Annotated in this window: 13 protein-coding genes and 1 pseudogene; 13 read left to right on the top strand and 1 reads right to left on the bottom strand. The window is 31.2% G+C overall.

The annotated features are described in order from the left end of the window. The first annotated feature begins 6 nt into the window (after nucleotides 1–6). The 9 genes from cmk (at nucleotide 7) to ndk (ending at nucleotide 8,129) form a co-directional block, all read left to right on the top strand. Nucleotides 7–663 (top strand): (d)CMP kinase, encoded by a 657-nt coding sequence (gene cmk / locus AC2FB1_RS01270; protein WP_490673467.1) that lies wholly within the window; start codon nucleotides 7–9, stop codon nucleotides 661–663. A gap of 308 nt (nucleotides 664–971) precedes the next feature. Next, nucleotides 972–2,150, top strand: a complete 1,179-nt coding sequence (gene rpsA / locus AC2FB1_RS01265; RefSeq protein WP_490673466.1) for a 30S ribosomal protein S1 — start codon at nucleotides 972–974, stop codon at nucleotides 2,148–2,150. 182 nt (nucleotides 2,151–2,332) lie between these two features. Continuing rightward, nucleotides 2,333–3,643 carry a ribosome biogenesis GTPase Der gene (gene der / locus AC2FB1_RS01260; RefSeq protein WP_490673465.1) on the top strand — a complete coding sequence of 437 codons (1,311 nt, stop codon included), beginning with the start codon at nucleotides 2,333–2,335 and terminating at the stop codon, nucleotides 3,641–3,643. 14 nt (nucleotides 3,644–3,657) lie between these two features. Next, entirely contained in the window at nucleotides 3,658–4,656 is a 999-nt protein-coding gene (locus tag AC2FB1_RS01255; protein ID WP_490673464.1) for an NAD(P)H-dependent glycerol-3-phosphate dehydrogenase, read from the top strand. A gap of 168 nt (nucleotides 4,657–4,824) precedes the next feature. Next, on the top strand, nucleotides 4,825–5,097 hold the full coding sequence (locus AC2FB1_RS01250; RefSeq protein WP_002449794.1) for an HU family DNA-binding protein: 273 nt from the start codon (nucleotides 4,825–4,827) through the stop codon (nucleotides 5,095–5,097). 188 nt (nucleotides 5,098–5,285) lie between these two features. Further along, complete coding sequence (locus AC2FB1_RS01245) at nucleotides 5,286–5,867, top strand: heptaprenyl pyrophosphate synthase subunit A (RefSeq protein ID WP_490673463.1); 582 nt, start codon at nucleotides 5,286–5,288, stop codon at nucleotides 5,865–5,867. Beyond that, nucleotides 5,867–6,568, top strand: coding sequence for a demethylmenaquinone methyltransferase (locus AC2FB1_RS01240; RefSeq protein ID WP_490673462.1), 702 nt, complete (start codon nucleotides 5,867–5,869; stop codon nucleotides 6,566–6,568). Before AC2FB1_RS01245 ends, AC2FB1_RS01240 begins: the two co-directional genes overlap by 1 nt. A 29-nt stretch (nucleotides 6,569–6,597) precedes the next feature. Further along, a complete protein-coding gene (locus tag AC2FB1_RS01235) occupies nucleotides 6,598–7,554 on the top strand; it encodes a polyprenyl synthetase family protein (RefSeq protein ID WP_490673461.1) in 957 nt (318 codons plus the stop codon). A gap of 122 nt (nucleotides 7,555–7,676) precedes the next feature. Then, complete coding sequence (gene ndk / locus AC2FB1_RS01230) at nucleotides 7,677–8,129, top strand: nucleoside-diphosphate kinase (protein ID WP_490673460.1); 453 nt, start codon at nucleotides 7,677–7,679, stop codon at nucleotides 8,127–8,129. A gap of 30 nt (nucleotides 8,130–8,159) precedes the next feature. Here ndk and AC2FB1_RS01225 read toward each other — a convergent pair. Next, nucleotides 8,160–9,832 (bottom strand): annotated as a pseudogene (locus AC2FB1_RS01225) (IS1182 family transposase). Between the two features lie 405 nt (nucleotides 9,833–10,237). Here AC2FB1_RS01225 and aroC point away from each other — a divergent pair. The 4 genes from aroC to AC2FB1_RS01205 are packed head-to-tail and all read left to right on the top strand — an operon-like array spanning nucleotide 10,238 to nucleotide 15,066. Further along, nucleotides 10,238–11,404, top strand: a complete 1,167-nt coding sequence (gene aroC, locus AC2FB1_RS01220; RefSeq protein ID WP_490673459.1) for a chorismate synthase — start codon at nucleotides 10,238–10,240, stop codon at nucleotides 11,402–11,404. 37 nt (nucleotides 11,405–11,441) lie between these two features. Next, nucleotides 11,442–12,506, top strand: coding sequence for a 3-dehydroquinate synthase (gene aroB, locus AC2FB1_RS01215; protein WP_490673458.1), 1,065 nt, complete (start codon nucleotides 11,442–11,444; stop codon nucleotides 12,504–12,506). 10 nt (nucleotides 12,507–12,516) lie between these two features. Then, nucleotides 12,517–13,815 (top strand): 3-phosphoshikimate 1-carboxyvinyltransferase, encoded by a 1,299-nt coding sequence (gene aroA / locus AC2FB1_RS01210; RefSeq protein ID WP_490673457.1) that lies wholly within the window; start codon nucleotides 12,517–12,519, stop codon nucleotides 13,813–13,815. A 6-nt stretch (nucleotides 13,816–13,821) separates the two neighbouring features. Then, entirely contained in the window at nucleotides 13,822–15,066 is a 1,245-nt protein-coding gene (locus AC2FB1_RS01205; protein WP_490673456.1) for a tetratricopeptide repeat protein, read from the top strand. The last annotated feature ends 8 nt before the right edge of the window (nucleotides 15,067–15,074 follow it).

The raw sequence follows: 15,074 nt of genomic DNA, 5'->3' as shown, positions 1-15,074 counted from the left end.
AATTTTATGAAGTCAATTAATATTGCATTAGATGGTCCTGCTGCTGCTGGGAAAAGTACAATTGCAAGACAAGTAGCTAGTAAATTATCAATGATTTATGTCGATACAGGTGCAATGTATCGTGCAATAACGTATAAATTTTTAAAGCAAGGTGCTCCTGAAGATTTTCAAAACTTAATTAACCATACTACTTTAGAATTAACTTACAATCCATCAAAAGGACAACGAATTATTTTAGACGAAGAAGATGTGACAGACTATCTAAGAGAAAATGATGTCACGAAGCATGTTTCATATGTTGCATCAAAAGAACCTGTACGCACTTATGCTGTAAAAAAACAAAAAGAATTAGCAATGAAAAAAGGAATTGTTATGGATGGTAGAGATATTGGTACCGTAGTTCTTCCAGATGCTGAGTTAAAAGTATATATGATTGCTTCTGTAGACGAAAGAGCTGAAAGAAGACAAAAAGAAAATGAATTACGTGGGATTCCTTCAACTTTAAGTCAATTAAAAAAAGAGATTGAAGAAAGAGATCACTACGATATGAATCGTGATATTTCACCTTTAAGAAAAGCTGAAGATGCTATAACAATAGATACTACGAGTAAAACTATAGAAGAAGTAACAGAAGAAATATTAAAATTAGTAGGTAACCTATGATTTTGTATATAGCTATTTAATTTAATTCGTCAAAATATCAAAGTATAAGCGAATTATTTTAAATAGCTATTTTAGTTATATATAATTAATTAAGGAAATATAAACAATAAATTTTCTTAGTCTTATATTCAATCATAAGTCTCGATTTTTATTGATATTAATAAATATATTTTTCTATTGCTTAATATTAAATATTTTTAAAAAATGATATTTTTTTTAAAAACTTATGAAACTAAAGGGGTATTTCTTGACAATTCCCCGCGTTTATAAGATGTTATAATTATGTAGTGTATAAGGAGGCAAACATGATGACTGAAGAATTCAATGAATCAATGATTAATGATATTAAAGAAGGTGACAAAGTCACTGGAAAAGTTCAACAAGTTGAAGATAAACAAGTAGTAGTTCATATTGATGGGGCTAAATATAATGGAATTATTCCAATTAGCCAACTTTCAACTCACCACATTGAAAATCCAAGTGAGATTGTTTCAGAAGGTGATGAAATTGAAGCATATGTAACTAAAATTGAAATTGACGAAGAAAATGAATCAGGTGCTTACATTTTATCAAAACGTCAAATTGAAACTGAAAAATCATATGAATTTTTACAAGAAAAACTTGATAATGACGAAGTAATCGAGGCTAAAGTTACCGAAGTAGTTAAAGGTGGTTTAGTTGTGGATGTGGGCCAAAGAGGATTCGTTCCTGCGTCACTCATTTCAACTGATTTCATTGAAGATTTCTCTGTATTTGAAGGACAAACAGTTCGTCTTAAAGTAGAAGAATTAGATCCTGAAAATAATAGAGTCATTTTAAGCCGTAAAGCAGTTGAACAAGCTGAAAATGATGTTAAAAAAGCATCGTTATTAGACTCATTAAATGAAGGAGACGTTATCAAAGGCACAGTTGCTCGTCTTACAAACTTTGGTGCTTTTGTAGATATCGGTGGCGTTGATGGATTAGTTCACGTATCAGAATTATCACATGAGCATGTTCAATCTCCTGAAGACGTGGTAAGTGTAGGACAAGAAGTTGATGTTAAAGTTAAGTCTGTTGAAAAAGATTCTGAGCGTATTTCTTTATCTATTAAAGATACTTTACCAACTCCATTTGAAAATATTAAAGGTAAATTCCACGAAAATGATGTTATCGAAGGAAAAGTAATTCGTTTAGCTAACTTTGGTGCTTTTGTGGAAATTGCTCCTGGTGTTCAAGGTCTAGTACACATTTCAGAAATTGCTCATAAACATATTGGTACACCAAGTGAAGTTTTAGAACCAGGACAACAAGTGAGTGTTAAAATTTTAGGTATTGATGAAGAAAACGAACGTATTTCTTTATCTATTAAAGCAACATTACCAAATGAAGATGTGATTGAAAGCGATGATGCTACAACTCAATCATATTTATCTAATGATACAGATGAAGATAATCCTACATTAGGTGACGTTTTTGGTGATAAATTTAAAAACTTAAAATTCTAATATTAAATATTTTATTATTTAATTTAATAATGAGAGCAAGAAAAGATATTCAAGTGAAATTCTTTCTTGCTCTTTTTTTTATCTTTAATCACTATATATCGTGTAAAATTATATACTTGTTTTTAAATCATCACTGCATATGATAAAATTATAGAGATTTTAGAAAGAGAGGAAGTTAGCTTATGACTAAACCTATTGTAGCTATTGTAGGTAGACCTAATGTGGGGAAGTCTACAATTTTTAATAGAGTAGTAGGTGAACGTGTATCAATTGTTGAAGATACTCCAGGTGTTACGCGTGATCGTATTTATTCTTCAGGCGAATGGTTAACACATGAATTTAATATTATTGATACAGGAGGCATCGAAATCGGAGATGCACCTTTCCAAACACAAATAAGAGCTCAAGCAGAAATCGCTATTGATGAAGCTGACGTGATTATCTTTATGGTAAATGTAAGAGAAGGTCTCACTCAAAGTGATGAAATGGTAGCTCAATTACTTTATAAATCAAAAAAACCTGTTGTTTTAGCAGTAAATAAAGTAGATAATCCTGAAATGAGAAGCGATATTTTTGATTTTTACTCTTTAGGTTTTGGTGATCCTTATCCAATTTCTGGTTCACATGGTTTAGGTCTAGGTGATTTATTAGACGAAGTCGTTAAGCATTTTAAAGAAGAAGATAGTGATCCATACGATGACGATACTATTCGTTTATCTATTATTGGACGTCCTAACGTAGGTAAATCTAGTTTAGTAAATGCCATTTTAGGTGAAGAACGCGTTATTGTATCAAATGTAGCTGGTACAACTCGAGATGCTGTAGATACCGAGTATAGCTATGATGGACAAGATTATGTGCTAATAGATACAGCAGGTATGAGAAAAAAAGGTAAAGTATACGAATCAACTGAGAAATATTCTGTATTGAGAGCATTAAAAGCAATTGAACGTTCAAATGTGGTGTTATTAGTTATTGATGCCGAAGAAGGAATTATTGAACAAGATAAACGCGTTGCTGGATATGCCCATGAAGAAGGAAAAGCAATGGTGATTGTTGTAAATAAATGGGATACTGTAGAAAAAGATAGTAACACTATGAAAAAATTTGCTGATGATGTACGTAATCAATTTCAATTTTTAGATTACGCACCTATTGCTTTTGTATCAGCAAAAGAGAAACTAAGATTAAAAACTCTCTTCCCTTATATTAGAGAAGCAAGTGAAAATCATAAAAAACGTGTTCAAAGTTCTACACTTAATGAAGTAGTGACAGATGCAATCTCAATGAATCCTACACCTACAGATAAAGGTAGACGTCTAAACGTTTTCTATTCTACTCAAGTGGCTATTGAACCACCAACGTTTGTTGTTTTTGTAAATGATGTTGAGTTAATGCATTTTTCTTATAAACGCTATCTAGAAAATCAAATTAGAGATGCATTTGGTTTTGAAGGAACACCTATTCATATCATCCCTAGAAGAAGAAACTAAGAGGAGAGATTAACATGACTAAAATTACAGTTTTTGGTACAGGAAGTTTTGGTACTGCATTAGCAAATGTTTTAGCAGAGAATGGCCATTCAGTTTTAATGTGGGGAAAAAATGAAAATACTGTAGATGAAATCAATCAATCCCATCAAAATAAACGGTACTTGAAAGACGTAACATTAATTGAGACGATTAAAGCAACAAGTCAATTAGAACAAGCAGTTAATTTTTCAGATATATTTTTAATTGCTTTGCCTACAAAAGCAATTAGAGACGTTGTGACTGAAATTGATCAACATATTAAAACTAAGAAAACGTTTATTCACGTTGCAAAAGGTATTGAAAATGAAACATTTAAACGTGTATCAGAAATGATTGAAGATTCAGTATCTAAGAACCATAAAAATGGCGTAGGGGTACTATCTGGACCAAGTCATGCTGAAGAAGTGGTAATTAAGCAACCTACAACTGTTGCAGCTTCGTCAAAAGATGAACACATAAGTAAACTTATTCAAGATTTATTCATGAATGATTACTTACGAGTATATACTAATAACGATTTGATAGGTGTAGAACTAGGTGGTGCACTTAAAAACATTATTGCTGTAGCAAGTGGTATTGTTGCTGGAATGGGTTATGGTGATAATGCTAAAGCTGCTTTAATGACAAGAGGTTTAGCTGAGATTAGTCGACTAGGTGAAAAGCTAGGGGCTGATCCTATGACTTTTCTAGGTCTTGGTGGCATTGGTGATTTAATTGTAACGTGTACGTCTACTCATTCAAGAAATTATACTTTGGGATATAAATTAGGAAAAGGTAAAACGACTGAAGAAGCACTTAACGAAATGAATATGGTTGTTGAAGGAATTTACACAACGAAGTCAGTGTATCATTTATCAAAAGCTCAAAATGTTGATATGCCAATAACCAATGCTTTATACAAAGTATTATTTGAAGGTAAACCAGTGAAAGATAGTGTGAAGGATTTAATGGGACGAGATAAAAAAGCTGAATAAAGTGTATTTTTACTGTTTATCATAAATATTTTATAAAATTATTCATGAAATACTGATAATTCAGCGTTTTAAGTATATAAATCGTTGCGATAAAGGGAATTCTTGTGTTAAAGTCATATCATAATGATATAAATTTATCATTATCATTCATCCGGAGGTGAACTCATAATGAATAAAACTGACTTAATCAATGCAGTTGCAGAACAAGCTGATTTAACTAAAAAAGAAGCTGGTTCAGCAGTAGACGCTGTTTTCGAATCAATTCAAAATTCACTTTCTAAAGGTGAAAAAGTTCAATTAATTGGTTTCGGAAACTTCGAGGTACGTGAACGTGCTGCACGTAAAGGACGTAATCCTCAAACAGGTAAAGAAATCGAAATTCCTGCAAGTAAAGTACCAGCATTCAAAGCTGGTAAAGCATTAAAAGATGCTGTAAAATAATTTACTTTAAAAAGCCCTATAAGGGCTTTTTATTTTATATATTATTTAATTCTAAATACATATATTTTATTTATAATTTTGTAATTTATCATGAAGTGTCAATGAAGTTATTTTCGTCATAAGCACTATATTTTATTTTTACGAATATAATGTTAATATGTATATTGATACTAACGTGAGGTGTGAACATGGAAAGAACATTAAGCAAAATAAATAGACAAATTAATCAAAGGCTTAAAGGAATTAATGAATACGAAGCAATTCACATTAATGAAAGATTATGTGATGTTTTAGATCATTTTAATATTCCAGAAAATGCTAAACTTGCATGCCTCACTATTGATACATCAATGAAGCATCTAGATGATATTTCTAAAAATAAATTATCTAAGAAATCAATTCTAATTGGTGACTTATTAAGTGCTCATTTTTATACTTTAATATCTGAAATTGGTGATGTGTCATATCAAAGACTAATGAGTGAAGCGATTATCAAATCTAATGAGCTGAAAACCTCATTGCATCATCATTCACTTGATAGTCATGATATATATAATGCTGTGTTAGATATAGAAACACTTTTCCCTTTTATAACTATTTCTCATTTTACTGATGTTGAACTTTCTCAATATGAGATATTTGAAAAATTATTTAATGGGGTACGTCAATATTATCCATCTTATTTAAGTGAATATGATGAAGATGAAATAAACCAATTTATTAAACATATAAAACAAAGCGATAAAGAGAAAAGTAGAGGTAATAATTAATGGCTGAAAATAATGCAAAAAAAGAACAAGTTCATACGGTTTTCCAAAATATTTCTAAAAAATATGACCGTTTGAACAATATCATAAGCTTCGAACAACATAAAATATGGCGTAAACATGTTATGAAAGATATGAATGTTGTTCCAGGTAGTAAAGCACTTGATGTATGTTGTGGTACTGCTGACTGGACTATCGCTTTAAGTAGAGCAGTAGGGCCTAATGGAGAAGTCACAGGCTTAGACTTCAGTGAAAATATGCTTGAAGTTGGTAAGGAAAAAACGCAGTCAATGCCTAATATTCATTTAGTGCATGGCGATGCTATGAATTTACCATTTGAAGACAAAATATTCGATTATGTGACAATTGGTTTCGGCTTAAGAAATGTCCCTGATTATTTAGCAACGCTAAAAGAATTAAATCGCGTATTGAAACCAGGTGGTATGATTGTGTGTTTAGAAACAAGTCAACCAACATTGCCCGTATTTAAACAAGTTTATAAACTTTACTTTAAATTTGTTATGCCTATTTTCGGGAAATTGTTTGCTAAATCTAAGGAAGAATATGAGTGGTTACAACAATCTACATTTAATTTTCCAGATAAAGATAAATTAAAACGTTTATTTGAACAGGCTGGTTTCAGTCATGTAAAAGTTCGTAGCTTTACAGGTGGCGTTGCTGCAATGCACCTTGGCTATAAATAGAAAGTTCTACTAAATAAAAGGTGATTAATGTGGCAAAGTTAAATATGAATAGTGAAATTAAAAATGTTGAAAAGCGTTTGAAAGATGCTATTAAAAGTAATGATTCTATATTACAAGAAGCAGCATTTCATTTATTATCTTCAGGTGGAAAACGTGTGCGTCCGGCATTTGTTATTCTTAGTAGTCAGTTTGGAGCCAAAAAAATTACTGAAGATACGTATCATGTTGCAGTAGCTTTAGAATTAATTCATATGGCAACACTTGTGCACGATGATGTGATTGATAAAAGTGATAAACGACGTGGTAAATTGACTATCGAGAAAAAATGGGATGTAACTACTGCTATCCTAACTGGCAATTTCTTGCTAGCTTTAGGTTTAAAACAGCTTTCTAAAATTGAAGATCCGCGTGTTCATACCATTATTTCTAACGCAATTGTTGATGTTTGTAGAGGCGAACTCTTCCAATTCCAAGATCAATTTAATAGTCAGCAAAATATTACGAATTATTTGAGACGTATTAATAGAAAAACAGCATTGCTTATTCAACTTTCAACAGAGGTTGGTGCAATAACATCAGAAGCTGATAAAGAGACCATTCGAAAATTAAAAATGATTGGTCATTATATTGGAATGAGTTTTCAAATTGTAGATGATATTCTAGATTTTACAAGTACTGAGAAAAAATTAGGTAAACCTGTAGGTAGCGACCTAATGAATGGCCATATTACATTACCAGTTTTATTAGAAATGAAAAAAGACACGGTTTTCAAAAAACAAATCGCTGAGTTATCACATTTGACGAATAAAGAACAATTTAGTCCTCTTATTGATCAAATTAAGAATTCAGATAGTATAATGCAATCTCAAAAAGTGAGTGATCATTATTTAAATAAAGCACTCGACTTAATTGATCAATTAGAAGAACCTAACGCGCAAAACTTATTTAGAAAGCTTATTAAAAGAATGCGAGCTAGAAATACGTAAAACAAGAAAAATATTGAAAGCGCTTTAACAACCTGTTATTATTTAGTAGTAGTAGGTTGTTTGCTATTAAATGTATTTATACATATTAAATCAATATTTTTTACCTTAGGGGGATTTGTATAATGGAACGCACTTTTTTAATGATTAAGCCAGATGCAGTACAACGTAATTTAATAGGAGAAATTATTTCTCGAATTGAAAGAAAAGGTTTAAAAATTATTGGGGGTAAATTTATAATTCCGACTAAAGATACTGTTAAAGTACATTACGCTGAACATACAGAAAAGCCGTTTTTTAATAAACTTGTTGCATTTTTAACTTCAGGACCTGTATTTGCTATGGTCGTGGAAGGAGAAGATGCAGTTGCTGTATCTAGACATATTATTGGAAAAACAAATCCTACTGAAGCCAGTCCTGGTACTATAAGAGGCGATTATGGATTAACAGTAGGAAGAAATATTATTCACGGATCAGACTCTGTAGAATCAGCTGAAAGAGAAATCAATTTATGGTTTAATGATGATGAAATATATAGCTACGAAGCTAATAGAGAAAATTGGCTCTATGAAGAATAATTTTTAATTCAACCATTGACTGCTAACATGTTAAAAAAGAGTCTGGGACATAAAGTTTCTGAATAAGTGAAAAAAGACAGTTTCTATTGAAATAATATAGAAATTGTCTTTTTTATAATTTTTTTGATTATTTTCAGCTCGTCGAGCTGCTACTTTTCTTATATTAAGTGCCATTAATACAAATCCTAGTTCTCTTTTGGCTTTATTTATCCCTCGAACGGACATTCGAGTGAAACCCAAAATAGCCTTCATAAATCCAAAAACAGGCTCCACATCAATTTTTCTTTGACTGTAGATGGTTTTTGTTTTTGGTTCTGAAAGCTTTTTATTAATTTGGGCTTTAAAATATTCCCAATTATAATTTTTCATTATTTTTTTATTCGTTTTTGAATTGAATTTCATGCATTGGTGTTTCAGAGGACATTCTGAACAATCATCACATTCATATAATTTGAAGTCTCTCTTAAATCCATATTTATCATGACGATAGGCATATCTTTTAAAACCCAATCGCTTATTGTTTGGACAAATATATTCATCGTTAATTTCGTCATAATTCCAATTTTGAGTGTTAAAGATGTCGCTTTTATATTTTTTAGTTTTATCTTTTATAAACATACCGTAGGTTATAAGTGGTATTCGATTAAAATCATCTATAATTGCCATATAATTGGGTTCGCTACCATAACCTGCATCAGCTACAATATATTCAGGTAAATGACCGTAGGTCTCTTGAATTGAATTTAAAAATGGTATCATCGTTCTTGTATCAGTCGGATTTTGATACACATTATAAGATAAAACGAATTGAGAATTTGTCGCTATTTGTAAATGACACCCTGACTTGAGTTGTCCATTTTTCATATGTTCTTCTTTCATTCTCATAAATGTTGCATCATGGTCTGTTGTAGAATAACTATTTCTATCCTTTAAAATAGATTTTTAGACTCCGTATCTATGTTTTTGCTCAGAGTACTCATTAATTTGCTTTTTGTATTGTTTAATTTTAGTTCTTTTGAGCCGTATTTGTTTTCTTATTTTAGTACATTTTTCATTATCGATATATTGATTTAAATTTTCGATGTCTTTATCTAAATGACTATCAATCAAATCTATTTTTTCTTTTGTTAAGTCATTATCGTGACCTTTTTTAATCTCAGGTATGATTTTATTTGTCGCCAATTCATGATAGAGTGCTTTAGAATCTGCATTCATTTTTGACTCATGGTTTTGAATGCTCTTTTTCCATACAAATGTATATCGATTGGCATTCGTCTCAACTTTCGTACATCAATAAAAATGGCCAAATCATCTATAAGATGTTGTTTCAAAAAATGACTATGAAATTGAATGAATAATGATGTTAATAAAGCATCTACGTTTGGATTGACTCTAAATCAATTCATCGTTTTATGAGAAGGTTTTTGATTTTGTGATAGCCACATCATTCGAATGATATTATTCAGTCATTTTTCTATCTTACGTCCTGAAAACACAGATTGCGTGTAGGCATATAGAATGACTTTTAACATCATTTTTAGATGGTATGATGTTGCACCACGATGACGTCTGAATTCATCGAATTCAGTCTTAGGAATGGTTTCTACAATATCATTGACATGTCGTGAAATATCATTTGTGGGGATAAGAACTGAAGTTTCCAATGGTAGAGTAAGTTGAGTCATGTTATAATCTTTATACATAAGGCACCTCGTTAATTTAGTTTAGTGATATTTATTAAATTATACGAAAGGGCCTTATTTTTTTAAAGTATTTCAATGTAAAATTACATATAAATACAAAGTATTTTGGCGAGACTCTTGAGGGAACAGGACAAGCTGAAGACTACAGGCTGAAGCTGTCCCCTAAGAAAGCGAGCCAACAATACGTAGTATTGTAAATAAAGAAGCCAGTAAATGAATTTATAAAAAACTCATTTACTGGCTATTTTTTTAGAAATTATGTCCCAGCCTCTTTTTTTATATAAAACTGTTTGAATTTTCAAACACTAAATATTCTACACTAGTTATTTAATTTCGTTGAATATGATATGATAACAAATAATACATAATACAATTTAAAGTGGTAAAGGAAAGGAGCTATTAAACATGAGATATTTAACTTCAGGAGAATCCCATGGTCCACAACTAACAGTGATTATTGAAGGTGTTCCAGCTAACTTAGAAATGAAAGTTGAAGAGATAAATAAAGAAATGTTTAAACGTCAAGGAGGTTATGGTAGAGGACGTCGAATGCAAATTGAAAAAGATGCAGTAGAAATCGTTTCTGGTGTAAGAAATGGTTTTACTTTAGGCAGTCCGATTACTATTGTAGTTAAAAATGATGATTTTACTCATTGGAGAAATATAATGGGCATTGAGCCGATTAGTGACGAAGCACGAGAAAACATGAAACGTACAATTACAAAGCCACGACCTGGCCATGCAGACTTAATTGGTGGTATGAAATATAATCATCGTGACTTGAGAAATGTCCTTGAACGTTCTTCTGCAAGAGAAACAGCTGCACGTGTCGCTGTAGGAGCAGTATCAAAAATTTTACTTTCTCAAGTAGACATTCATATGTATAGTCGTGTTGTCGAAATAGGTGGAATTAAAGATGAAGGGTTATACGATTCAGAAACATTTAAACAAAATATCGATAAAAATGATGTGCGTGTGATTGATGAAAAGGTTGCTCAAAAAATGAGAGATAAAATCGATGAAGCTAAAAAAGAGGGCGATTCTATAGGTGGCGTAGTTCAAGTTATGGTTGAAAATATGCCAGTTGCAGTAGGTAGCTACGTGCATTATGATCGTAAACTCGATGGACGCATTGCGCAAGGTGTCGTAAGCATTAACGCCTTCAAAGGTGTCAGCTTTGGTGAAGGTTTCAAAGCTGCTGAAAAACCTGGAAGCGAAATTCAAGATGAAATTTTATATAACTCTGAAAAAGGTTATTATAGGGGGTCTAATCATTTAGGTGGCTTTGAAGGTGGTATGACTAATGGTATGCCTATCATTGTAAATGGTGTTATGAAACCCATTCCAACTTTATATAAACCTTTAAATTCTGTAGATATTAATACTAAAGAAGATTTTAAAGCAACAATAGAACGTTCAGATAGTTGTGCAGTCCCAGCAGCAAGTGTTGTTTGCGAACATGTTGTTGCATTCGAAGTTGCTAAAGCTCTTTTAGAAGAGTTCCAATCTAATCATATTGATCAACTCAAAGAACAAATTGAGGAACGTAGAAAGTTAAATATAGAATTTTAAACATCTTATAATTAACTTTTAGAAATGAGGTATATTCATGCAATTACAAACCACTTATCATAGCGATAATTATCCTATTATTGTTGAACATCATGCATTTAAGTATTTATCCGATTACATTCAAGATTATGATAAAGTATTCTTAATTATAGACGAATTTGTTGATTTTAACTTTAGAGATAAATTTGAAGCATTATGTCACAATTCAAATATTCAAAAAGTAATCGTTCCTGCCGGCGAAAAAATGAAAACTTTTAATCATTATCAAACTGTCATGGAACAACTTCTAGGAATGAATCTTACTCGTAATACATGTTTAGTAGCTATAGGTGGAGGAGCTACAGGAGACTTCACAGGATTCTTAGCTTCTACATTATTAAGGGGCGTTGATTTTATACAAGTACCTACGACGATATTAGCGCATGATTCAAGTGTAGGCGGAAAAGTTGGTATAAATTCTTCTCATGGCAAAAATCTTATAGGTGCATTTTATAGACCTAAAGCAGTCATATATGACTTAGTCTTTTTAAAAACATTACCGTATCATGAAATTTTAAGTGGTTATGCTGAAGTGTATAAGCATGCTTTACTTACTGGAACAGTTGCTACAGAAGATATTGAAAAACACTTTTCTGATAGAAACACACTTGAATCACTTAAAGATATGGATCAATTTATTTTTAAAGGTATTAAAACAAAACTAAGTATTATTATAAAAGATGAAAAAGAAAGTAATGTTAGAAAATATTTAAATTTAGGTCATACCTTTGGACATGCAGTAGAATATAAGTATAAAATACCTCATGGTCATGCAATTATGATTGGAATAATTTATCAGTTCATTGTGGCAAATCATCTTCTTGGTACACAATTTGATGTTCAACATTACATTAATTATATGCATCAATTAAATTATCCGTTAAATTTAATTAAGCAGATTGATTTTGAAGAAATGTATCAATACATGCTATTAGATAAAAAGAATAATGGTGAAGGTATTCAAATGGTTCTACTCGAACAATTAGGTAAACCTAATGTACATCATGTAGAAAAGAATATATTGATGCAATCATTTAAACAACTACAATTATTAGTAGAGTAGGTGAATTACTGTGACAACAAGCCAAACAATAGATATTCATGGTCCATTAAACGGTGAGATAAAAGTACCTGGAGATAAATCTATGACCCATAGAGCAATTATGTTATCATCACTTGCTAAAGGCAAGTCAATTATTGAACAACCGCTTCTAGGTGAAGATTGCTTACGTACGATTGAAATTTTCAAACTCTTAGGTGTCAATATTGAAATTGAAGAACATCGTCTTATTGTCAATTCTCCAGGATATCAACATTTCAAAACACCACATCAAACGTTATATACCGGGAATTCTGGTACAACCACGCGCTTACTTGCTGGACTTTTAAGTGGATTAGGCATAGAGTGTGTCTTATCTGGAGATGCATCTATAGGAAAACGACCTATGAATCGTGTTTTGAAACCTTTAAAGTTAATGAACGCAAATATTAATGGTATTGAAAACAACTATACACCACTTATTATTAAGCCTTCATCCATTAGTGGTATAAATTATCAAATGGAAGTAGCAAGTGCTCAAGTTAAAAGTGCAATTTTGTTTGCAAGCTTATTTTCAAATGAAACATCACAAATTACAGAAATAGACATAAGTAGAAATCATACTGAAACGATGTTTGAGCATTATCATATTCCAATACAAGTAGATAAAAAGGTGATTACAACATATCCTTATGCTATAGGTAATATTCAACCTAAAGACTTTGTAGTACCAGGAGATATTTCTTCGGCTGCTTTCTTTATTGTAGCCGCTTTGAGTTCTCCAGGAAGTGATATTACAATTCATAATGTTGGCATCAATCCTACACGTTCAGGTATTATAGATATCGTTGAACAAATGGAAGGAAACATTGAGTTATTTAATGTTACTGAGTCTTCAGAACCAACTGCATCAATTAGAGTTCAGTATACGAACAATTTAAAACCAATAACAATTGAAGGAGATTTGGTACCTAAAGCGATTGATGAATTACCAATTATTGCTTTGCTATGCACCCAAGCTTCTGGTACAAGTATTATTAAAGATGCAGAGGAATTAAAGGTAAAAGAAACTAACCGTATTGATACAACTGCAGATATGCTTAATCTACTAGGTTTTAATTTACAAGCTACTGAAGATGGATTAATTATTCATCCTTCTGAATTAACTAGAAATACTACGGTGGATAGCTTAACTGACCACAGAATTGGTATGATGCTTGCAGTTGCATCTATTTTAAGTGATTCACCGTTAACCATACGTCAGTTTGATGCAGTAAATGTATCATTCCCTGGTTTCTTGCCAAAATTAAAGCTTTTAGAAAATGAGGGATAAAATATTATGGAAGATATCTATAAATTAATAGACGATATCAATCTTCAAAAATTAGATCATTTAGATACACGCGTAAATGAAGCATTAACGTCCAATAATGATGATGCTTTATTTATTTTAGGAGAAACATTATATAGCTTTGGATTAACACCTCAAGGTCTTGAAGTGTTTAGAACGTTATATCATAAGTATCCAGATGAAAGTGAACTATTAATTTATTTTATCGAAGGTCTTATGTCTGAAAATCAAACAGACGAAGCATTAGAATATTTAAATCAAGTTGAATTGTCACCTGAAAAATTAATGCTAGAAGCCGATTTATATCAACAAATCAATATGATTGAAGTCGCTATTGATAAATTAAATGAAGCGCGTGAATTAAATCCTAATGACCCAATTATTCATTTTGCTTTAGCAGAATTATTGTATTTTGATGGACAATATCTTCGTGCTACAAGAGAATATGAAGTAGTTTTAGATACAGGTGAATATGAAATTAATGGAATTAATTTATTTTCAAGAATAGCCGATTGCGCGTTGCAAAGCGGAAATTACAGTGATGCTATACAGCTATATGATGAAATTAGCGAAGATGAAATGTCCTCTGATGACTTTTTCAAAAAAGCCATTGCATATGAAAAAAATGATTTGACTCAAGAAGCTATAAAAATTATGACAACACTTCTTTCTAAAGATCCAGACTTTGTTCAAGGTTACTTTTATTTACAATCTTTATATGAAAATGAGAAAAATTATCCAGATGCGATTGAAACAGGTAAAGAAGGATTACGTCTTAATCAATTTTATAAAGAACTCATGGTTTCTACTGGTAGTTTAGAAATTGAACATGGAGATGCAAATGAGGGTGTGGAACTTCTTAAAAAAGCACTTGAAGTAGATAATGCTTACCATGAACCTTTACTTATTTTAAGTAATTTATTCCGTCAAGAAGAAGACTATGAAGCCATTATTTCACTCCTATCATATGTAGATGAAGAAGATCTTGATCCCGTATTTATGTGGCATTTAGCATATGCATATGGAGAAGAAGAAAGAGATACTGAAGCACAACATTTCTATGAATTAGCTTATCCAACAATGAAATCTCAAAGTGCGTTCTTGAGTGATTATTATTTCTATTTAATTGAAATAGGTAAAAAAGATAAAGCCAAAACTTTACTTAACGAACTATTAATCATCGATTCAACTAGCGAAATTTGGAATGATGAATTGAGTAGATTGAATGACTAGAGTGGGTG

Source organism: Staphylococcus sp. CoH_129_LAB_1 (assembly GCF_058191515.1).
Note: the sequence above shows the minus strand (reverse complement) of the source record. Positions and strands in the feature narration are given on the sequence as shown.

Excerpts from the sequence above, each read along its gene's own strand:
- AC2FB1_RS01250 (WP_002449794.1), top strand. The coding sequence starts at position 4,825 with ATGAATAAAACTGACTTAATCAATGCAGTTGCAGAACAAGCTGATTTA.
- aroB (WP_490673458.1), top strand. The coding sequence starts at position 11,442 with ATGCAATTACAAACCACTTATCATAGCGATAATTATCCTATTATTGTT.
- aroC (WP_490673459.1), top strand. The coding sequence starts at position 10,238 with ATGAGATATTTAACTTCAGGAGAATCCCATGGTCCACAACTAACAGTG.
- AC2FB1_RS01245 (WP_490673463.1), top strand. The coding sequence starts at position 5,286 with ATGGAAAGAACATTAAGCAAAATAAATAGACAAATTAATCAAAGGCTT.
- AC2FB1_RS01205 (WP_490673456.1), top strand. The coding sequence starts at position 13,822 with ATGGAAGATATCTATAAATTAATAGACGATATCAATCTTCAAAAATTA.
- rpsA (WP_490673466.1), top strand. The coding sequence starts at position 972 with ATGACTGAAGAATTCAATGAATCAATGATTAATGATATTAAAGAAGGT.
- AC2FB1_RS01240 (WP_490673462.1), top strand. The coding sequence starts at position 5,867 with ATGGCTGAAAATAATGCAAAAAAAGAACAAGTTCATACGGTTTTCCAA.
- der (WP_490673465.1), top strand. The coding sequence starts at position 2,333 with ATGACTAAACCTATTGTAGCTATTGTAGGTAGACCTAATGTGGGGAAG.
- AC2FB1_RS01255 (WP_490673464.1), top strand. The coding sequence starts at position 3,658 with ATGACTAAAATTACAGTTTTTGGTACAGGAAGTTTTGGTACTGCATTA.
- cmk (WP_490673467.1), top strand. The coding sequence starts at position 7 with ATGAAGTCAATTAATATTGCATTAGATGGTCCTGCTGCTGCTGGGAAA.
- ndk (WP_490673460.1), top strand. The coding sequence starts at position 7,677 with ATGGAACGCACTTTTTTAATGATTAAGCCAGATGCAGTACAACGTAAT.